Raw genomic sequence first — 20,310 nt, 5'->3', positions numbered from 1 at the left:
AATCCATTATTTTCATTAGGCTTCACTGAAGAGGTCTATGTTAGTGAGGGGGGATTTATCCAACATGAGTAGTAATACAGAACGGACCCAAACAACATCCAAGCCACGAAATTATTATTTTGACAATCTGAAGTTCATATTGATCCTGTTGGTTGTCCTAGGCCATGCGTATTCGACACTCAAAGACGATAGCCCACTTGTAAATTCTGCCTATCTAACTATTTACACCTTTCACATGCCTTTGATGATCTTAGCTTCAGGATTCTTCGCCAAAAACATTCATCGAGAAGGGCAATCAAAAAAATTAATTGCTACCATTCTTATTCCGTATCTCATTTTTGAAACTCTGTACTCTGTATATGACCATGTTATTTTTAATACGGATGCCCTTGATCTATCCATTCTAAAACCCTATTGGATTATGTGGTTCATGTTTAGTCTTTTTCTATGGCGGTTAATGTTACCCTACTTCGTTAACTTAAAGTATCCATTAATAACTTCCTATGCATTGGCCATTCTTGTGGGATACATTAATGATGCCGATAAATTATTGAGCCTATCTCGTACAATTGCCTTCTTCCCCTTCTTTCTTACTGGGTACTATCTACAGAATCACCACTTAGAAGTGCTATTTTCACGTTGGAAACGCGTTTTCTCATGGATCGGATTAGGGCTTTTGTTTGTAATGTATTGGTATCTCGTTTTCCATACCTCAATTGATTTAAACTTTCGCAAATGGCTATACTTTGTTTACCCTTATGAAAGCCTAAATCATTCTGAATGGTATGCTGGAGCTATCCGACTCGGTTTTTTCGGCCTAACTTTACTAGCTTCCATCTTCGTTCTAGCTATTACACCGCGTCGAAAAACATTTTTTAGCGAATTGGGTAGCCGTTCCTTATATGTTTATCTCCTTCATGGTTTTTTTATCAAAGCATACAACGGTGCCCATCTGGATGATAAATTCGCAAGCCCGATATACTACATCATTGTAAGTATTTGTGCAATTGCTCTGACCTTTTTACTCTCTTCCCGCTTTGTGCAAAGAATCGGACAGCCCTTGTTACAACCTAGGGTACAATGGCTATTTCGAAGTAAAAACAAGCGGCAAAAACAAAACCTCAACAAGGTTCCTGGATAAAAAAGTGCCTGGTCTTTCATCCAGGCATTTTTTTATTTCCATCCAAGATCATTCGCTTTCTTTGTCAATCAAAGGCCTTGTTTGTCACACAATGACATCCTTTGTCGGTAAGGAAGGATTCCGTTAGGCCTCCCCGAAAATACATGTTTAACACCAAATTCTGGGGAGGTCGTCTTGTTATGACCGAAGAGGCGCGCATATCCACCCGGGAGGCCGCCCAACGCCTCCATGTCCATGCTAGGACCATTCGCAAATGGATCGACTCCTTTGAAGAGTACATCGCTCCCGAGGCTAATGAACGGGGACATTATAAGTTAACCGAAGAAGGGTTCCGTCGGTTATCAGATATTCAACAGCGGTTACAAGAACCCAATAAAACCATGCGACAAATCCGCCAGGATCTTATGAAGGAAGGTAAATGGGAGGTGGAGCGCGTCGTTTCGGAATCGGACGCCTCAAAGAAAGAAGAGGAAGTCCCCAAAATGCCTTTTGGTAGCGAAACACCCGTTCATCGAATTATTGGGAGCCTCGATGAAATCGGAGAAATGATGGAAACGGTATTTGCACGTTTGGATCATTTAGAAGACCATGTCTTCACAATGTTTGATGTCATGGAGCAAATGGAAGCCAAGATCAGCTCTCAATCACAACAAAGTATGGTTCCTGCAACGACTGTACAGCAAATGATGGATGAAGTGAGTAAACGTCAAGAACAACTCCGCGCTGAACTACGCAATGCCACCTTTACCCACCGTTTGGCATCCGCCACTTCTGAAAATGCCATGACTCCTCCTCGCCGTCAAAAACGAACCCGTTTCCTTGGCATCTTTTAATTCACAAGAATGATCACACCACATATTTAAATTCATTGCGTTATAATGGAGGGAAACGTTGAACAAAGGGGTAATTCCAAATGTCCAACGAGGACCTCTTTTTTTTATATGATGAATCTGAAGATACCCGAACACGATTTGTTAGTTTTGTTGGTCAAACAAGCCGCTTCGATCTAGGAATCACGGTAACCAGCCGATTTTATGGAAAACTGTTGGTGTCTAACCTACAATCCAATCGATTTGCAATTATTGGACATGATGATTTAGAAGAACCAGGATATCTTGAACATGTTTACAACCTGAATGAGGAAGAAGCCCAGGAATTAAAAGATTTTCTTTATACACTCTTCTAAGTCATTTACGCGTCATAATCTGTTCATCATCGAGGGAGAATAGGGGCGAGGTGATGGAATATGAGGAAAAAGAAGTTTACGGATGTTGGAACCGTAGAATCCCAACGCAATGATGTCCTTCCGGAGGAATTCCCTGAAGGTTCTTATGGATCGAGTAGAAATGAAGCAACATTAGGGAAACAATCGCCATGGTTATCCACACAACACGCCGCCCCTCGTTTCACCTATGAAATGCGCCGTTTCCATGAAGGCATCCCTCGCCAGATTCCAGGAAGCCACCCAACCCATGACGACCCGAATCAACATGACGAGCGCTCTTCTGATTCATAACTTCATCCAAAAAAGAGTCTTAAAGGGACACTCCCTTCAAGACTCTTTTTTTATGGGCGGCTACTACCCGAACGGGATACTCTTCGTTCTTTTGGTTTGCCCTTTTTCTCTCGAATACCTTGACTCCCTTTGCTGACACGCTGTAACACAAAATAAGCACATCCAAAGTTACAATACTCATGAAGATATTCTTCCACATGGGTGATCCGAGTCTCACGAGTCGCTCGGGGGTGCTTTTCTGAAAAGAATCCCTTTAATCGAAGCTGTCCATAGCCCCAATCTCCTACAATAAAATCGTATTTCCCAAGAACGTCACTATAACGCTTACTAAATGCATCAGGATTCCATCCATTTTTATGGTTCATGACTAAATCAAAAATGTTTCCCTGAATTTCCACTTGGCTCATGGGCACAACCTCTGCATTTTATTAACTTTACATGGGTGAAAGGGGGGTAATCCCGTATTCGGTACCCTTCATAAAAAAACCTTCTCATCCCCATAGTTTCCAATTGTCAACATTTACAAAAACGGTAATTGGTTAAAAACAGCCTTGTCCACGATGGAACAAAGGCTGTTTTTTTATCATTGACCCGCAGCAGTCGATTGTTGGGCAGACTTTACTTGCTCATGGGCATGGTAAGAACTTCTTACTAAGGGGCCCGACTCTACATGATCAAACCCACGCGCAAATCCTTCTTTTCGTAATTTGACGAACTCTTTTGGCGTATAGTACTTGTCAATATTTAAGTGTTTTTTGGTGGGCTGCAAGTATTGACCGATGGTCATAATATTGCAATTGACCCCCCGCAAATCTTCCATTGTTTCTAGGATTTCTTCCCACGTCTCTCCTACTCCGATCATGATACTTGATTTTGTCGGAATATCGGGTTGCATTTCCTTTGCTCTACGCAATAGCTCCAGTGTTCGTTCATATTTTGCTTTAGAACGTACACGATCCGACCGACTTCTCACGGTTTCCAAATTATGATTGAGGATATCCGGTCGTTCATCCATCACCGTTTTTAGCGCTTCCCAATTGCCTTGGAAATCAGGAATGAGTACTTCAACACTCGTAAAGGGGTTTCGCTCGCGAATGGCTCGTATTGTCGCTGCAAAAATTGCCGCTCCACCATCGGCTAAGTCATCTCGTGCTACTGAAGTCACTACGGTATGCTTTAACTTCATTTGTTCGACAGCTTCCGCTACTCGTTCTGGCTCTTGCCAGTCTAGTTCTGTGGGTAAACCCGTCTTAACCGCACAGAAGCGGCATGCCCGTGTACAGATATCACCTAAAATCATAAAGGTCGCCGTGCGGTGAACCGCCCAACACTCATGGATATTCGGACATTTCGCCTCTTCGCATACCGTATGTAGTGTCTTTCCACGCATCATCTTCTTGAGTTCACGATAATTATGGTTAACATTTATTTTTGTTTTCAGCCATTCCGGTTTTCTTTTATGTTCGTAAGGCAACTGACTTCCTCCTTTTTTGACTCCATCCGCTCATTGTTATATCGATCTACCGTTATCATACCACAAACCAAATGGGATCAGCCTTCTTCTCACCGGAAGTTCAGCACTTCAATTTTTTCAAAAAAGAGTGAATCCAATTTTCCGTTACCTAGGATATTAAATCCCACTTATCCACAGGAGCATGTGGATATTGTGCGAAAAGTTTGTCGAATGAACCCACCTCCTCTTATTACCATTTTTCTCATGTAAGAAGCTTCCTTGATCTTCACAAACTAACGTTGACTAGATAAGAAAGCGGTGGTGGATGGATGAGGATAAAAGTCATCACGTGTCTCCTCTCATGTATTGTATTTAACTGTATAGTGCCCTCCGCCATGTACGGAGATCCTAAGAACCTTAACCAACAAGAAGATATCATGGAACGTCAGCGTCTGCTCGAAAAGATGGAAACGTTGACGGGGATTCCATGGGCTTATCTCGCGGCGATTGATCAATATGAACGGAATATTAAGCGGTCCCGTCGTCATACAAAAAAGCAAGATCCGGGATTGATTGCCATCACGATCCCTCCTAATAAATGGTGTGGGATCCTTAACCCTGATCAAGAGGATACTTCCCCTGCTTCCATTCGTTTTTTTGGTGGGATGGGCATGGATGGTGATGGTGATAAAAAAGCGGATCCAAATAACGCGTTTGATGTGTTATACTCCATGACCCACTTCTTACAAGAACGCGGCGTTTCTAAAGACGATATCCGCATTGGTTTATGGGATTATTATCAACACCCGGTTGCCGTTGATGTCATCACCCATTTGGCGAAAATTTATACCGTATTTCATACTATGAAATTAAATGAACGATCCTTCATTATGCCTTTACGTTCTGATTACAGTTATCATAATACGTGGGGTGATCGGCGTGGATTCGGGGGGCTTCGTATCCATGAGGGTACCGATATTTTTGCTGATTATGGTACACCTGTCCTCTCCACGAGTTATGGTTATGTTGAGCTAAAAGGGTGGAATCGTTTTGGAGGGTGGCGACTTGGAATACGTGATGGACAGAATAACTATCATTATTACGCCCATCTGAGTTCCTTTAAAAAAGGGATTAAACAAGGTTCCGTTGTTAAGCCAGGAGATGTCATTGGTTACGTAGGTTCTTCAGGCTATGGTCCACCAGGCACATCTGGAAAATTCCCACCTCATCTTCATTATGGAATGTACAAATTTAATGGTCTTACCACCTATTCCTTTGACCCTTATCCCTATTTAAAATCTTGGGAACGTAAGGCATGGAGAAAATTGCGTGCTGGACAAAAGCATCGCAGAAATCATGGATAAAAAAAAGATCCCTTAGGACAAGGGACCTTTTTTCGTTAAATGAATGATCAATTTCTCAAGTAAATGCGCTTCTTTTTGATACTGCTGAATATACCATCCTTTTCCTTGCCCAACCAGAACCTTTCGATGAAGGTCCTCATATCGTTGTCGAAAACACCGCAGGGCTGTTTCCCACTCTTCTTCGGTAAGATCGATTTGAAGGTTCATGGGAGAACACACTCCAATCACAGCACAGATTACCACTATCCTATTCGTTCAAGGATTGCTTTATTTAACAAATAAAGACCAATTCGCTTGCGCGAATTGGTCTTCAATGATCTGGACTATTCCTGATTCAGTTTTGATTTGCGGCGAGAATACACAAAGTACATGACTAAACCAATGATTAGCCAGATGAAAAATCGTTCCCAAGTCTCCCATTTTAACTGACTCATCAAATAACCACAGAAGATGATAGCCAGTGCTGGAAGATAGGGAACACCTGGACAACGGAATTTCCGTTCTAAATCCGGTTGCGTTTTTCGAAGAACAATTACGGCAATCGAAATGATCACAAATGCCGCTAAGGTACCTAGGTTTACAAGGTTCGCTAGTTCATCCAGCGGAATCAATCCTCCCAGTAAGGCAGAGGCAATACCAACCACCCAAGTAGAGGCAAAGGGTGTACGAAGGTTACTGTGAATTTTAGAAAAGAATCCAGGAAGTAACCCATCCCGGGACATGGAGTAAACAATTCTCGTCTGTCCATAGAGCATAACGAGCATGACTGTCGTCATTCCGAGAATTGCCCCAATGCTGACCACACCAACCAACCAATCTTGTTGCGCAACACTCATTGCATAGGCGACTGGACTATCAATATGACCCCCAAAATCTTTGTAAGGAACGATCCCCATCAAAACCAGGTTGATCGCTACGTACAATACACCACAAATGCCAAGGGAATATAAGATCCCCCGTGGAAGGTCTTTCCCAGGGTCACGAGTTTCTTCAGCTGCAGAAGACACCGCATCAAATCCGATAAAAGCGAAGAACACAAGAGCTGCCGCTTGAGAAACACCCGAAAACCCTTCCGGTAGAAATGGCGTTAAGTTGGCTGGTTTCACATAGAACATACCTACACCAATAATCAGTAGAACAATCAATACTTTGATGATCACCATGATATTGTTGACTCGTTTTGACTCTCTAACCCCAATCGAAATCAAGCCTGTTAGCAATAAAACGATCACAAATGCAGGCAAATTAAAATATGTTGTCGTGTTCTCTAACCCACCAGGTGCTGCTGTTAATTCCGTCGGAATAGTGATTCCAAACCCAGCTAAGAGGGTTTTAAAATATCCCGACCACCCCGCCGATACCGCACTCACACTTAACATGTATTCCAATATAAGATCCCATCCGATAATCCATGCGAAAAACTCACCAAGTGTCGCATAACTGTAAGTATAAGCAGATCCCGAAACAGGTACAGTAGAGGCGAACTCTGCGTAGGCAAAGGCAGAGAAGGCACATGCTAGACCCGCCAAAATAAAAGAAATAATTAACCCAGGTCCAGCCATTATGGCCCCTTTACCCGTCAAAACAAAGATCCCTGTACCAATAATCGCACCAAGACCCAGCATTGTCAGATCGAAACTGGTCAAATCTTTACGAAGCGTTTTTCCCTTTTTAGTACCGGCAATCAAGTCAGCGATGCTTTTTTTACGAAATAGTCCGTTATTTTTATGCCCAGGCAGACGTTCCATTGGTTGCCCCATCATGACTCCCCCTTGAGAAGAATAAGCCAGATAAATTTTTTAAAAAAATTCAGATACTTTTGTCATCGCCCTATCCTGGTATGCCTATCTAACTTGTTGTACCTACTCTCTAATCTCACCACCTTTCCAAAAATGCAATGAACAAGTCTTCGGCATTTATGAAAAAAATCCTGCCTGTCTAGCTATATGTATAAGTTACCATTTCAATGCCCTTCTTCTTTCGATCCGATACCCTCGAAAATGAGGGAAGTTTGACACAATATGGTCCTGAAGGTATAGTAAAGACAATTATAATTGACAGAGTTGGTCGATTTGATAGACTTGCTTGAATTTGCATAATCCATGTTTTTATCCGATATATATGCCGGGGGGAGATCACCTTGATTCAATTTGAGCAAGTAAACAAATATTTCGGCGACTTTCATGTGTTAAAAAACATTGACTTGAAGATTCATTCAGGGGAAGTCGTTGTCATCATTGGTCCGAGTGGCTCCGGTAAGAGCACGTTACTCCGCTGTATCAACCGATTGGAAACGGTTACTGGAGGAAAATTAATTGTCAATCAAACTGATCTAACTGACCCACGGGCAGATATTAACCGCCTACGCCAAGATATTGGAATGGTATTCCAACATTTTAATCTTTACCCGCATAAAACCGCTTTGGAAAATATCTCCTTGGCTCCAAGAAAAGTTCGCAAAACCCCAGTGGATGAAGCAACGAAACAAGCAAAGCAATATTTATCCAAAGTGGGCATCCCAGAAAAAGCAGATGCTTATCCAGCACAACTTTCTGGAGGACAACAACAACGTGTTGCCATTGCACGAGGTCTCGCTATGAAACCGAAGATTATGCTTTTTGATGAGCCTACCTCCGCTCTCGATCCTGAAATGATTGGGGAAGTGCTTGATGTCATGCGCGACCTCGCACGAGAAGGCATGACCATGGTTGTGGTGACCCACGAAATGGGCTTTGCCCGTGAGGTAGCTGATCGCGTAATCTTCATGGATGAAGGAATGATTATGGAGGAAAATGCCCCTGCTGAATTCTTCCAGAATCCCCAAGAAGAAAGAACCCGGCGTTTTCTCAGCCGTGTCCTTAAACACTAATTTAAGATAACAAGGGGGAATTTTGATGAAAAAGAAATGGCTATCTTTACTGATCGTTGCGATCCTCGCTTTTACCCTAAGTGCATGTAATGATAACGATGCTGCTAAAAATAGCTCACTCGATGCTATTAAAAAACGCGATAAATTGATTGCAGGTGTACGGTATGATGTAAACCTATTCGGCTTTAAAGATCCTGCTGATGGAATGGTGAAAGGGTTCGAGATTGACCTGATGAAAGAATTAGCAAAACGAATGCTAGGCAGTGAGAAGAAACTTGAGTTAAAGGAAGTCACTTCAAAAACACGCATCCCATTACTCGAAAATGGCGATGTAGACATCGTCGCATCGACGATGACCATCACTGAAGAGCGTAAGCAACAACTTAACTTCTCCCATGTCTATTTCATGGCAGGGCAATCTCTTCTCGTCAAAAAAGGATCCCACATCAAGGGAATCAACGATTTAAAAGGGAAGATTGTTATGACTTCCAAAGGAGCAACCAGTGGGCTTGTGCTTAAAAAATTAGAACCTAGCATCAAATTGAAGGAGTATGAAAACTATGCCGATGCCTTTACCGCATTAAAAAGCGGCAAAGGCGATGTAATTACGACGGACGACAGTATTTTGATGGGGATGGAGCAACAAGCTCCTAAAGATTTTGAAATCGTAGGGGGTTACTTTACGCAAGAGCCTTACGGTCTTGGTATGGCAAAAGGGAATAAAGAACTAACATCATACGTAAATAAATACCTCAAAGACATTCAAAACGATGGAACCTATGAAGAGATTTACAAAAAGTGGTTTAAAAAATCCCCTCCCAACGATATTCCCGAAGAAGCTGTCCAAAAAGTTCTTAAAAAATAGGGATTGTTTACAAAAGGGAGATGGGGCGCTAGCCATCATCTCCCTTTTTCCAACCCATTCATGGTCATCATGATGAAAGAGGTGGATGATTTATGGGGGATTTTTCTCTCCTAGCTGCATATAAACAAGAATTTATTGATGGTTTTCTAACGACACTGTCTGCTAGTCTGCTTGCTCTGGTTCTCAGTCTCTGCGTCGGGACAATCATTGCCTGCTTGCGGCTTTCCCAAGTACAACTATTGGAGTGGATCGGAACCGCTTATGTCGAGTTTTTTCGCAATACTCCCTTAGTCATCCAAGTTTTCTTTTTTGCTATGGGTCTTCCCAGCCTCGGTTGGAACATCTCTGAATTTACCGCAGGAGCCATTGGTTTATCAATCTATACTGGCGCCTTTATTGCCGAAGCACTTCGCGCGGGGATCCAATCGGTTCCACGGGGGCAAATGGAAGCCTCTCGCTCCTCAGGTATGACTTACATTCAATCCATGCGCTATGTCATTCTCCCCCAAGCCTTCAAAATTGTCATCCCACCTCTCGGTAACCAATGTGTCAACCTCGTCAAAAATTCCTCCGTGTTGGCGATCATCGCTGGAGGCGATTTACTTTATGCTGCGGATACCGTTAGTTCACAGACGTTTCAGATTAACCTGACCTATCTCTTCGTCGCTGCCCTTTATTTAGTGATCACCCTTCCTCTCAGCTTTGGTGTGAACCAACTTGAACGTCGCCTTGCCCGTCAATCTTAACTGAAAGGGGGCTATCCACCTTGGATTTTGCCAATGCTTTTGATCCTACCAACTTAACCTTTCTATTGCAGGGGTTCCTCGTCACTTTAAAGATTGCATTCTTCGCCATTCTACTAAGTTTTGTGTTAGGAATTGTGCTAGGGATTTGTCGGTATACCAAGCTACCTGTGTTATCTCACCTTGCTGCACTCTATATTGAGCTCATTCGAAACCTTCCACTATTACTCGTGATTTTCTTTGGTTACTTTGGATTAAGAGAATGGGGAATCAAATTACCCGTTACCATGTCGGTGATCGTAAGTATGACCTTATTTACATCGGCTCTCGTCGCAGAAATTGTCCGAAGTGGACTCAATTCCGTTGATCGCGGGTTAATTGAAGCCTCGCGGGCACAAGGTTTTACCTATATCCAGACCTTGCGGTTTCTCGTGCTCCCCCTTGGCCTCAAACGAACCATCCCGCCTATGGTGAGTCAATTTATCAGCTTAATTAAAGATACTTCCCTTGCTGTGGTGATTAGCTTACCTGAAATGACTCACAATGCTCAAATCATCTACAATAAACATTTTAATGCCACGATCCCGATTCTCCTCATTGTCGCTTGCCTCTATTTTGTAGTGAATTACTCTCTATCCTTAGCGAGCCGTCGTCTTGAGAAAAAGCTAGTAGGCTAAACACGTTCTTACTTAAACTAGAAAAGTTGATGACTGAAGAATTCGTCATCAACTTTTCTTTTGGGGCAGGTTCACCTAACCACTTATTTTTTCTTTCTTTTCATGCGTTGCCATGCAAAATACAGCACCAACGCAATACATGCGACAATCGCTATCGGTTGAACATAAGGAGCTGCCTTCTCTTTAATATGATCATAATTATGCCCTAGTTGGATTCCCAAGTAGATAAAGAAAACCGACCATGGAATGATCGCCAAAGTGGTATATAAGAGAAACTTACGCAGCGACATCCCTGCAATGCCCGCTGGTATCGAGATCGCATGACGGACAACCGGAATAAATCGCGCTCCGAATATAACACCTGTACCGTATTTATTAAACCAATCCTCAGAAAGATTGACATGTTTCTCTGTAATGAATAAGTATTTCCCGTACTTTGTCAGAAACGGTCGTCCTCCATAATAGCCAATCCAGTACAAGAAAAGCTGAGCTAAAGTCCCTCCGATTGTCCCAGCAATCACAGTGCCCACAAAGCCTATTTTTTCTTGACTGACTAGATATCCTCCATAGGCTAACACGATTTCACTAGGAATCACTTCAATCATTAAACCAAGTGCCACACCAATATATCCCAGATCTGCCAACCAGTTTAACACTGCATGAATAAACGCTTGCAAAGGTTGTGCCTCCTTTAATCAAAGCCCTAGCAAATCATGATGAAGACTCTATATCATGCATGTCCTTGCCCCGTATCTATACTACCAAGAAGGGGATCGATTAGCGAATATAATCTCAACAAAAAACCGACCCACTCCTTCGGGGTCGGTCACCTTATTATCTTGATTCTTGCTTCTTTTGCTTCTCCGTATCCTTATCCCCATCCATCATTCCGGATGTGGCATTCTTAAATTCGCGAATGGACTTACCGATTGATCGGCCAAACTCTGGTAACTTATTGGGGCCAAATAACAGCAATGCTACCAAGAGTATGAGAATAATCCCTGCAATTGATGGAGGATGCATCCTCTGATCGCCTCCTTCCGTGCTAAAGCCAAGTCATTTTTTCAAGTGAAAGGGCACCGTGGAAACAACAATGTCTTTCCGTGTCAAAAGGATCCATCGAATCACTAACGCAGTTTTATTGTGTAGAAGACGATGCCACCACCGTCGTGGGATGAATTGGGGAATTAACACGGTCACTTGTCGGTCACCTACGTAATTCGGCAACTTCCCAATAAACTTAAGAAGCGGTCGAATGATACTGCGATAACGGGAATGCATGATGATTAAACGAATATCAGGACACCATACTTTCCAGCGATCCCGCATCCGTTTGGCATCATTTTCATCAAACGCAATATAAAGAGCGACAATATCCACATTTAATGAACGAGCATAGGCGATTGTATTGGATACGACCTGGTTGATTCCTCCCACAGGTAGGACAATCATCTGCTTCTTAATCTGAGGCTTTACAGTCGAGATGTCAATACGTAATTCATCCGCAACTGCTTCATAGTGTCGATAGATCTTCGAAAAAACAAAAACAAAGATCGGTAGAATCACAATGATAATCCAAGCACCCTCAGTAAACTTGGTGATGGCAAAAATGAGGAGCACGATAAAGGTCACGATTGCACCCGTCAAACTGATCGCTAGCTTCCCCTTCCATCCATGCGGCTTATGTTTAAGCAACCGCTGAACCATTCCGGATTGAGCCAGGGTAAAGGAAGTAAAAACGCCAATGGCATAAAGAGGGATCAGCCGCTCGGTATGTCCCTGAAAGAGACTTATCAAAAGCATGGCGGCAAATGAGAGAACCATGATTCCATTGGAATAATTTAATCGATCCCCCCGTGCAGTAAACATTCGTGGCATCATTTTATCCTTGGCCATGATCGAGGCCAATAAAGGAAACCCCGAATAGCTTGTATTGGCGGCAAGGATTAAAATCAAGGCCGTCGTGGCTTGAATAAAAAAATAGGGAATCGTCCGACCAAAGGTCTCTTCTGCAATTTGCGAGATGAGGGTTTCTTCTGGCAACGGAGTCATATGGTAGAGATAAGCGAGTACGCTAATTCCACCAAATAACATCGCTAACAATGCCCCTAAAATAACAAGGGTTCGACCTGCATTGATTCGTTCTGGCGCCCGAAAGGTAGGCGTCGCATTGGAAATTGCCTCGATTCCAGTCAATGCAGAGCAACCTGATGAGAAGGCTCTTAGTAGAATGAACCAAGTTAAGCCTTCAGGAAAATGACTCGTAATGGTAGGCGGCGAGCCTCCTTTACCAGCGAATACTACTTTAAAGGTACCCACAATCACCAACATCACAATACTAATAATAAAAAGATAGGTAGGGACAGAAAAAATCGTTCCCGACTCTCGCAATCCACGAAGATTTAATATCATGATGATGAAAACAAAACCACAAGAAATCGCCACGCGATGATCATGCAATACCGGAAATGCTGAAGTAATCGCGGCAGTACCTGCTGTCACACTGACAGCAACCGTTAAAATATAGTCGACTAGCAAAGAAGCTCCTGCAACAGACCCCGCAAACCACCCCAAGTTGTCCATCGAAACAATATAGGCACCCCCACCACCAGGATACTCATCAATAATAAGGCGGTAGGAAATGATCAATAACGTGAGTAGACCTACAATGGCTAAGGATATGGGAAGTGAATACCAAAGCGCAAATGCTCCTGCTACTACGAGAACCCCTAAAATCTGTTCCGTACCATAAGCAACTGAAGAGAGTGCATCGGATGATAATATCGGAAGTGCCTTCCAAACCGGTAGTTTCTCTTCTTGTAACTGCTCGGTTTTTAATGGACGTCCAATAATCGACGCTTTAATTTTAGTCAGCATGTTCTCTCATTCTTCACCTTCCGAGTGAGATCGAAAGGCAAAGCCATTAGGCTGCCTCTGAACTCGCTCTCAATTCGTTGATATAGTTCTTTCCTTGATTCTCGTCATACTCGCCTTCCCATTTGGACATCACAATCGCAGCAAGGGAATTTCCGACTACATTAACCGCTGTACGTGCCATATCCAATATACGATCAATTCCAAGGACAAAAGCCATTCCCTCAAGTGGTAGCCCCACGGAAGATAGCGTAGCTAGTAGAACCACTACAGAAGCACCTGGAACGGCGGCCATTCCCTTCGACGTTACCATTAGAATCAGTAGAATCGTCAATTGTTTGCCAATCGAAAGATCAATGCCATACATCTGAGCAATAAAGACCACTGCAATCGATTGATACAAGGTAGAACCATCCAGATTAAAGGTATAACCTGTCGGAATCACAAAGGATGTAATCCCCTTCGGACAGCCAAATCGCTCCATTTTCTCCATCATTCGAGGGAGTACTGTTTCCGAACTGGCAGTTGAATACGCCAACAACAATTCACTTTTAAGAATACGAAGAATGTCCATCAATTTCACCTTCGCCAAACGCGCAACCAAGCCCAGCACAACAAACACAAATAGAATCATCGCACCGTAGACCACTATCGTCAGCTTACTAAGAGGGATGAGCGATTTTAACCCAAACTTTGAAACTGTAACCCCAATCAAGGCAAATACCCCTAGGGGGGCTACTTTCATCACTTGGTTGGTAACATAAAACATCGTATCTGCTACGCCTTGGAAGAAACTAACCACTGGTTTTCCTCTTTCTCCAATGGCCGCCACTCCTAAGCCGAAGAGGACAGAGAAGAAGATAATCGGCAACATTTTCCCTTCAACGATCGACTGAAATACGTTTTGCGGTACTATGCTGACTAAGATCGAAATAAAACCATGATCCTCTTTCTTTTCCGCATTAGCTGTATCCATATAACTACTGAGATCCCCTTTACTAAGGGAATCCATATCGACACCGGTTCCAGGTTGAAAGACATTTGCCAATAGGAGTCCGACCACAAGCGCCACTGTGGTGATGATCTCAAAATAGATGATCGTCTTCAGACCCAGTCTTCCAAGCTTCTTATTGTCTCCAACCCCTGCTACCCCCACGATTAAACTAGAGATCACAATGGGGATCACGATCATCTTAATCAGATGAATGAAGATATCTCCTATGGGTTGCAGGTATGATACGACCGCTTCACTTTTATAGAACACGGCACCCACAATAATCCCTGCAATTAGACCGATGATAATCTGCCACGCTAAACTAATTCGCTTCATATGTGTTCACCTCGATGGATATAATACCTTCTAATCTCTATTTCTTGGCAAATAAAAAAACCACAGAAGTGGATATCTATGGCTTTCCATAAACGAATACACCACTCCTCTATCAACGCCTACGGGGTTAGCTGACGGGTTCGGGTTTGGAAGAGTTCTTCCCTATCTGCATCATCCTGCAGAATTCACCCCTATTTATCGGGTCCCCCGCTCTTTACAGATTTGGCGATTGAATGGATTTGATAGTCTGTTATTCGGTTAGCAACACTCTTTCCATTATAGTGGGTTTCTCTGAAAAGAGAAGACTTCTCTTGAAAAAAACCATAGGCATCCAGTTATTACTACATTTATACTTGAGGGACGTTTTCATCCGCTATTTGAAGCCTTCGATATTCAACCACAACAAACATGCCCCTCCTTAAAGGAAGCGGCATGTTTGTAAATCCCATCGATATAATTGGCAATCAACGCTCCAGTGCTTGTAACAATTGATCCGTTCGCAAACCGTGAATCGGGATTCCATTGATCACTGTGACAGGTACACCAAGAAAACCCATCTTCTTTACTTCTTCTAAATAGTGCGGCTCACTTCCACAATCTCGTACCTCGTAGTTTACTTTATGATCGTTTAAAAACCTTTTGACGAGATTACACTCGATGCAATGAGGTTTTGAATAGACGATTACTTCCATCGCAACTACTTCCCTTCTATTAACTACTTCTAGTTTTATGCCAATAGTGTTCTATTCCCATCGCCGATACCGATAGGTCAAGGTCCATGATAGTAAAAACATCATGGCCTTCTGGCATTCCCTTCTCCAATAGATAAGAGTGATAATGATCTTTTAACCTTTTTTCGATCCCTTTCGCACCCTCATTTTGTTGAAGAGCTTCCATTGCTGTATCGATAAAATGATTCAGCCCCCTTCGCACTTGATTAAATGCAACCCGTGGATCCTCCATCATGCCAAAATGACCAAAGAAGAGGCGTTCAGGCTCCATCGCTTCAAATCGAGCAATGGAATGACGCATGGCATCGGGATCGAATTGATTGGGTGAAGTGGAAGGCAAACAAAATGAAAATCCGTATTCCAACGTTTGATGATAAAAGATCCCTGCAGTATCCCCTGTAAATATCCCCTTGGATACTGGATCAAATATACTAAAGTGATGGGCCGCATGCCCTGGACTATCGAGAAAGGTCAGATGATGCCCTTTGCCAATATCAAGGGTCTCTTTATCCTCTCGAATGATTAATCGATCGTTGTCAATGGGTACAATCGGATCAAAGAGAGATTGAAATTGCTCACCATATACCATCTTAGCCCCTTCGATTAAACGACTCGGATCGGCTAGATGACGAGCCCCTCGTGGATGGACAATCACACGGGCATTGGGACAATGTTGTAGGAGAAGTCCCGCACCCCCTGCATGATCCAGATGAATGTGAGTCACAATCACATTTTTTACCTCTTCCAGAGCATGGCCTCGCTTTTTTAACCCTTCAAGAATGTATGGAACAGAGGGGCTTGGACCTGTTTCCACAAGCGTTAGCTCTTCACCTTCAATCATATAGATTCCTGTTCGTCCTGGTAACCCCAGATCATAACCCTCTACCATATGGATATCAAAACCCCAATCAACCATCTGTATGGGTTGCAAGGGCATCGCCTCCTATCCGATCAACTTCTCTTCATCTTAACCCAAGTCACTCAGTCCTTAAAGAGAGGATCCCTTGGTGAGGAAGAATAAAACCCAGCGCTTATCAAGCGCTGGGTTTTATCAATTACTGTTTCATTCGGGGATCCAAAATATCACGGAGTCCATCTCCCAACAAGTTAAATCCAAGAACCGTAAACATAATCGCTAATCCAGGAAAAATCATTGTCCAAGGGGCTGATTGAATATACTGTCGGCAATCCGAGAGCATCTTTCCCCACTCCGGTTCGGGTGGTTGTGCACCCAAGCCCAGAAAGCCGAGCCCTGCTGCTTCAATAACAGCAATGGCAAAATTAAGCGTTCCTTGTACCATGATCGGCGTCCAGGAATTAGGGAGAATGTGCGTAAAGAGTATGCGACGGTCCTTCATCCCAATCGCCTTGGCCGCTAGCACAAAATCCTCCTGCTTTACAGCTAATACCCTCGATCGCATTAAACGACCAAAGGTCGGTACATTAATGATGGCAATGGCGTACATCGCATTTTTAAGACTTGGACCCAACATGGCTACAATCGCAATGGCTAACAAAATACCTGGAAATGCTAGTAGGATATCAAATATACGAGAGATCAGTACATCGAGCCAGCGTCCATAATATCCTGCCAATAGTCCCAAAAGGGACCCGACAACAATTGAACCAGAGACGGCAAAGAAACCTACCCAGAGGGATATACGTGCCCCATTGATCACTCTCGCAAACACGTCTCTACCTAAATCATCCGTACCAAACCAATGTTCAGCTGAAGGAGCAGCCAGCCGTGAGTTTGCATCAACCTCGTTATAGCCAAAGGTTAATAGCATCGGTCCAATAATGGCAATCAATAGAATGACAAGAACAATTCCCGCACCGATTACAGCCGATTTACTCTTCAGGAAACTACGCCATCCCTCATGAAGTCGGCTAGTCCCTTCGATTTTCGGCTCATTCTTCTTAGGTACAGGGCTTGGAGTTGGTGTAGGCATCGTAGTATTCGCTGACATACTTGGCTCACTCCTTCCCATATTGAATGCGTGGATCAATCCAGGCATACAACAAATCCACAATGAGGTTAATCATAACAAAGATAAAAGCAATGATTAAAATACCCGATTGAATAACGGGATAATCACGATTATTAATCGCTTCATAGACATACCGCCCGATACCTGGCCAACTAAAAATCGTTTCTGTTAAAATGGCTCCTCCAAGTAACAGACCCATCTGTAGTCCGAAAACCGTCAAAATCGGAATAAAGGCGTTTCGCAACGTGTGCTTATAAATGATAAGAAATTCACTTACACCCTTTGCCCGAACCGTCCGTATATAATCAGAGCGCATGACTTCTAACATGCTGGAACGGGTCATTCGAGCAATATACGCCATTGGGATCGTACCTAATGCCACCGCAGGCAGAATGATATGGCGAAAAGCATCGCCAAAGGCTACAAAATCACCTTGAATCAGGGCATCAATAAAATAAAAGTTGGTAATCGGTTCAAAGCCCATTCGAGCATCAATTCGGCCATTAGAGGGTAACCAGCTGAGATCTTGTGCAAAAACCCACTGTTCCATTAACCCTAGCCAAAAAACAGGAACGGATACACCAATAATGGCAATTACCATAGCGGTATAGTCTACCCCGGTATTATGTCTCCAGGCAGCTAAAATCCCGAGATTCATCCCAAAGAAAACCGCAATTACCATCGCTGCAAAGGAAAGTTCCATGGTTGCCGCAAGATAAGGACCAATTTCCTCTGCTACAGACGTTTTTGTGATAAACGAGGTACCCAAATCTCCGGATAGAATCCCCTTCACATAATCTACGTATTGAATGAACAAAGGTTTTCCTAACCCCATACTCTCTTTCAATTGTGCGACCGCTTCTGGAGTTGCTTTCTCCCCTAATATCGCCTTCGCTGGATCACCAGGAATAGCATGAACAATCGAGAACGTAATGATTGACATCCCAATCAATACTGGGATCAACATGAGTAACCTACGAAATGTATAGGATAGCACCGCCGTTGCACCAACCTTTCCTCAACCATCGATATCCAATAACTAGTGCTCGTCCTAGTTAGAAAAAAAGAACGGCATTGCGCCATTCCGCAACGCCGCCCCTGTTCTTTACTTCTGGATGTCCATTTTTACTAATTTATCGTTATTTAATGGATGAGTGAAGTTTCCATTTTTCACATAAGACTGATAGGCAATCCCCGGTGTTGCATGAACGAGTGGTACCCATGGGGCATCGTCTTTGATAATTTCTTGTGCATCTTCGTAGAGTTTCGTGCGCTCATTTTTATCCGTACTACGTTGCGCTTTGATCAAGTCCTTATGCAACGAGTCACTCTTATAGAAGGAGATGTTCCCAGCATCGGGTGTACGCGTATTATCTTTATCTAGCAACACATATAAGAAGTTATCGGGATCCCCATTATCTCCACTCCAACCAAATAGAGCGGCTTCGTGTTGTCCCTTACCTGTTCGATCTAGATAGGTTTGCCAATCGTAAGAGACGATCTTTACATCAACACCGATTTTTTTCCAATCGGATTGGATCACTTCAGCTACTTTCCGGCCATCCGGCATATAAGGCCTTGGGTCGCTAGGTGCGTACAGTTCTAATTTAAATCCTTTTTCATAACCTGCTTCTTTCAGTAGCTTCTTCGCTTTTTCTAAATCAAAGGAATAATCCTTCACATTTTTATTGAATCCCCAGATGGAATCCGGCATCGGATTAATCGCAGGAGTGGCAAGTCCGGCATACACACTTTTAATGATCGACTGTTTATCAACCGCATAGTTCAATGCTTGACGCACTTTCTTATCCTTCACCGGTGTATCTTTATCCATATTGAACGCGAGGTACGCTACATTCATGCCTTGTTGTTCGCTCAATTTCAACTTGCTGTTTTGCTTCACTGTCTTGGCATCATCCGGATTTAATCCATCCATGACATCAATCTCACCTGATTGCAAAGCGGTAAACCGTGCGCTATTATCTGGCATCGACTTAAAGATCACTTTATCAAGTTTAGGGAATCCTTTTTTCCAATAGTCTTTATTCTTTTTCAGTGTGATCGTATCGTTTTTCTTCCATTTTTCAAAGGTAAAGGGGCCGGTCCCTACAGGATGTTTCCCAAGGCCCTCTGGATCCTTTTTAATCGCCTTCGGAGAGGCTATCGCAAAAGGAGGCATCGCTATGTTTGCCAAAAATGGCCCTTGGGGCTCTTTCAGGGTAAACTGAACGGTGTTTTCATCTACCGCTTTCACTTCGTTGATCACATGTCCCTTATCCCCTTTATATCCACCAAACATATAGCCGTAATAAGGGAATTCCCCTCCCTTATGGTAGGGATTCTTTTTATCCATCCACCGTTCAAAATTGAAAACCACTGCTTCGGCATTAAAATCCGAGCCATCCTGGAATTTAACCCCTTTTTTCAAGTGAAAGGTCCATGTTTTTTGATCTTTAGAAGTTTCCCAACTCTCAGCAAGCCCGGGCTCCACTTCCGTATTCTCTTCTTTATAATCAACCAAGGTATCGTAGATATTTTTCGTCACCTTCAGCGACTCTCCATCAGTCACTTGTGCAGGATCCAAGGATTTTGTATCCGCTCCCCGACCCCAGATAAGGGTTTTTCCATTACTGCTAGCATCCTTACTACCACAGGCAACCAAAACAGAAGAAAATACAAAAATTAATGCAAGTCCAATTACCGTCGATTTACGCATATTCATCAGTCGATCAACCTCCTAAACGTTATAAAGATGG

At 43.2% G+C, this 20,310-nt stretch carries 22 protein-coding genes and 1 riboswitch; of the genes, 9 read left to right on the top strand and 13 right to left on the bottom strand.

The genetic code is table 11. The features are described from left to right. Nucleotides 1–64: 64 nt before the first annotated feature. The 4 genes from CHX35_RS08295 to CHX35_RS08280 all read left to right on the top strand — a co-directional run bounded on the left by CHX35_RS08295 (nt 65) and on the right by CHX35_RS08280 (nt 2,657). Entirely contained in the window at nt 65–1,141 is a 1,077-nt protein-coding gene (locus CHX35_RS08295; protein ID WP_176391976.1) for an acyltransferase family protein, read from the top strand. A 179-nt stretch (nt 1,142–1,320) separates the two neighbouring features. Further along, complete coding sequence (locus CHX35_RS08290) at nt 1,321–1,974, top strand: MerR family transcriptional regulator (RefSeq protein ID WP_176391975.1); 654 nt, start codon at nt 1,321–1,323, stop codon at nt 1,972–1,974. A gap of 80 nt (nt 1,975–2,054) precedes the next feature. Beyond that, entirely contained in the window at nt 2,055–2,327 is a 273-nt protein-coding gene (locus CHX35_RS08285; protein WP_091836489.1) for a DUF3055 domain-containing protein, read from the top strand. A gap of 60 nt (nt 2,328–2,387) precedes the next feature. After that, entirely contained in the window at nt 2,388–2,657 is a 270-nt protein-coding gene (locus CHX35_RS08280; RefSeq protein WP_091836487.1) for a hypothetical protein, read from the top strand. A 50-nt stretch (nt 2,658–2,707) separates the two neighbouring features. Here the strand turns inward: CHX35_RS08280 and CHX35_RS08275 are convergent, their stop codons facing one another. Together CHX35_RS08275 and lipA are read right to left on the bottom strand one after the other, a co-directional pair. Further along, nucleotides 2,708–3,064 (bottom strand): YutD family protein, encoded by a 357-nt coding sequence (locus CHX35_RS08275; RefSeq protein ID WP_091836485.1) that lies wholly within the window; start codon nt 3,062–3,064, stop codon nt 2,708–2,710. Nucleotides 3,065–3,240: 176 nt separating this feature from the next. Then, complete coding sequence (lipA, locus tag CHX35_RS08270; protein ID WP_091836483.1) at nt 3,241–4,131, bottom strand: lipoyl synthase; 891 nt, start codon at nt 4,129–4,131, stop codon at nt 3,241–3,243. Between the two features lie 308 nt (nt 4,132–4,439). On the opposite strand from lipA, the gene CHX35_RS08265 reads away from it, so the two are divergent. Continuing rightward, entirely contained in the window at nt 4,440–5,474 is a 1,035-nt protein-coding gene (locus CHX35_RS08265) for a M23 family metallopeptidase (RefSeq protein WP_091836481.1), read from the top strand. Nucleotides 5,475–5,486: 12 nt separating this feature from the next. On the opposite strand, the gene CHX35_RS08260 is transcribed toward CHX35_RS08265, so the two are convergent. Both CHX35_RS08260 and bcaP read right to left on the bottom strand, forming a co-directional pair. Then, complete coding sequence (locus CHX35_RS08260; protein WP_091836479.1) at nt 5,487–5,681, bottom strand: hypothetical protein; 195 nt, start codon at nt 5,679–5,681, stop codon at nt 5,487–5,489. A gap of 116 nt (nt 5,682–5,797) precedes the next feature. Then, nucleotides 5,798–7,234: a branched-chain amino acid transporter BcaP gene (bcaP, locus tag CHX35_RS08255; protein ID WP_245838706.1), complete on the bottom strand. Its 1,437-nt coding sequence runs from the start codon at nt 7,232–7,234 to the stop codon at nt 5,798–5,800. Nucleotides 7,235–7,614: 380 nt separating this feature from the next. On the opposite strand from bcaP, the gene CHX35_RS08250 reads away from it, so the two are divergent. The 4 genes from CHX35_RS08250 to CHX35_RS08235 all read left to right on the top strand — a co-directional run bounded on the left by CHX35_RS08250 (nt 7,615) and on the right by CHX35_RS08235 (nt 10,628). Beyond that, nucleotides 7,615–8,343 (top strand): amino acid ABC transporter ATP-binding protein, encoded by a 729-nt coding sequence (locus CHX35_RS08250; RefSeq protein ID WP_091836478.1) that lies wholly within the window; start codon nt 7,615–7,617, stop codon nt 8,341–8,343. Nucleotides 8,344–8,368: 25 nt separating this feature from the next. Continuing rightward, the gene (locus tag CHX35_RS08245; protein WP_091836476.1) at nt 8,369–9,208 is read left to right on the top strand and encodes a transporter substrate-binding domain-containing protein; all 840 of its coding nucleotides are present in this window, start codon (nt 8,369–8,371) and stop codon (nt 9,206–9,208) included. 92 nt (nt 9,209–9,300) lie between these two features. Further along, nucleotides 9,301–9,954: an amino acid ABC transporter permease gene (locus CHX35_RS08240; RefSeq protein ID WP_091836475.1), complete on the top strand. Its 654-nt coding sequence runs from the start codon at nt 9,301–9,303 to the stop codon at nt 9,952–9,954. Between the two features lie 20 nt (nt 9,955–9,974). After that, the gene (locus CHX35_RS08235; RefSeq protein ID WP_091836473.1) at nt 9,975–10,628 is read left to right on the top strand and encodes an amino acid ABC transporter permease; all 654 of its coding nucleotides are present in this window, start codon (nt 9,975–9,977) and stop codon (nt 10,626–10,628) included. Between the two features lie 83 nt (nt 10,629–10,711). Here the strand turns inward: CHX35_RS08235 and uptA are convergent, their stop codons facing one another. The 9 genes from uptA to CHX35_RS08190 form a co-directional block, all read right to left on the bottom strand. Then, a complete protein-coding gene (gene uptA, locus CHX35_RS08230) occupies nt 10,712–11,305 on the bottom strand; it encodes an undecaprenyl phosphate transporter UptA (RefSeq protein ID WP_091836472.1) in 594 nt (197 codons plus the stop codon). A gap of 157 nt (nt 11,306–11,462) precedes the next feature. Continuing rightward, on the bottom strand, nt 11,463–11,651 hold the full coding sequence (gene tatA, locus CHX35_RS08225; protein WP_091836470.1) for a twin-arginine translocase TatA/TatE family subunit: 189 nt from the start codon (nt 11,649–11,651) through the stop codon (nt 11,463–11,465). A gap of 33 nt (nt 11,652–11,684) precedes the next feature. Beyond that, nucleotides 11,685–13,505: an APC family permease gene (locus CHX35_RS08220; protein ID WP_091836468.1), complete on the bottom strand. Its 1,821-nt coding sequence runs from the start codon at nt 13,503–13,505 to the stop codon at nt 11,685–11,687. 46 nt (nt 13,506–13,551) lie between these two features. Then, the gene (locus tag CHX35_RS08215) at nt 13,552–14,832 is read right to left on the bottom strand and encodes a cation:dicarboxylate symporter family transporter (RefSeq protein WP_091836466.1); all 1,281 of its coding nucleotides are present in this window, start codon (nt 14,830–14,832) and stop codon (nt 13,552–13,554) included. A gap of 102 nt (nt 14,833–14,934) precedes the next feature. Then, nucleotides 14,935–15,070: riboswitch (cyclic di-AMP (ydaO/yuaA leader) on the bottom strand. A gap of 226 nt (nt 15,071–15,296) precedes the next feature. After that, a complete protein-coding gene (locus CHX35_RS08210) occupies nt 15,297–15,524 on the bottom strand; it encodes a glutaredoxin family protein (protein WP_091836464.1) in 228 nt (75 codons plus the stop codon). 19 nt (nt 15,525–15,543) lie between these two features. After that, on the bottom strand, nt 15,544–16,479 hold the full coding sequence (locus tag CHX35_RS08205) for an MBL fold metallo-hydrolase (RefSeq protein WP_245838713.1): 936 nt from the start codon (nt 16,477–16,479) through the stop codon (nt 15,544–15,546). A gap of 139 nt (nt 16,480–16,618) precedes the next feature. Beyond that, a complete protein-coding gene (locus tag CHX35_RS08200) occupies nt 16,619–17,515 on the bottom strand; it encodes an ABC transporter permease (protein WP_091836716.1) in 897 nt (298 codons plus the stop codon). A gap of 25 nt (nt 17,516–17,540) precedes the next feature. Continuing rightward, complete coding sequence (locus CHX35_RS08195) at nt 17,541–18,551, bottom strand: ABC transporter permease (protein ID WP_176391973.1); 1,011 nt, start codon at nt 18,549–18,551, stop codon at nt 17,541–17,543. 108 nt (nt 18,552–18,659) lie between these two features. Continuing rightward, nucleotides 18,660–20,270 (bottom strand): ABC transporter substrate-binding protein, encoded by a 1,611-nt coding sequence (locus CHX35_RS08190; RefSeq protein WP_091836714.1) that lies wholly within the window; start codon nt 20,268–20,270, stop codon nt 18,660–18,662. Nucleotides 20,271–20,310 lie beyond the last annotated feature (40 nt).

The sequence above is a fragment of the Marininema halotolerans genome, assembly GCF_900116235.1.
GTDB classification, from domain to species: domain Bacteria; phylum Bacillota; class Bacilli; order Thermoactinomycetales; family DSM-45169; genus Marininema; species Marininema halotolerans.
This window is presented reverse-complemented; position numbering and strand designations above follow the sequence as displayed.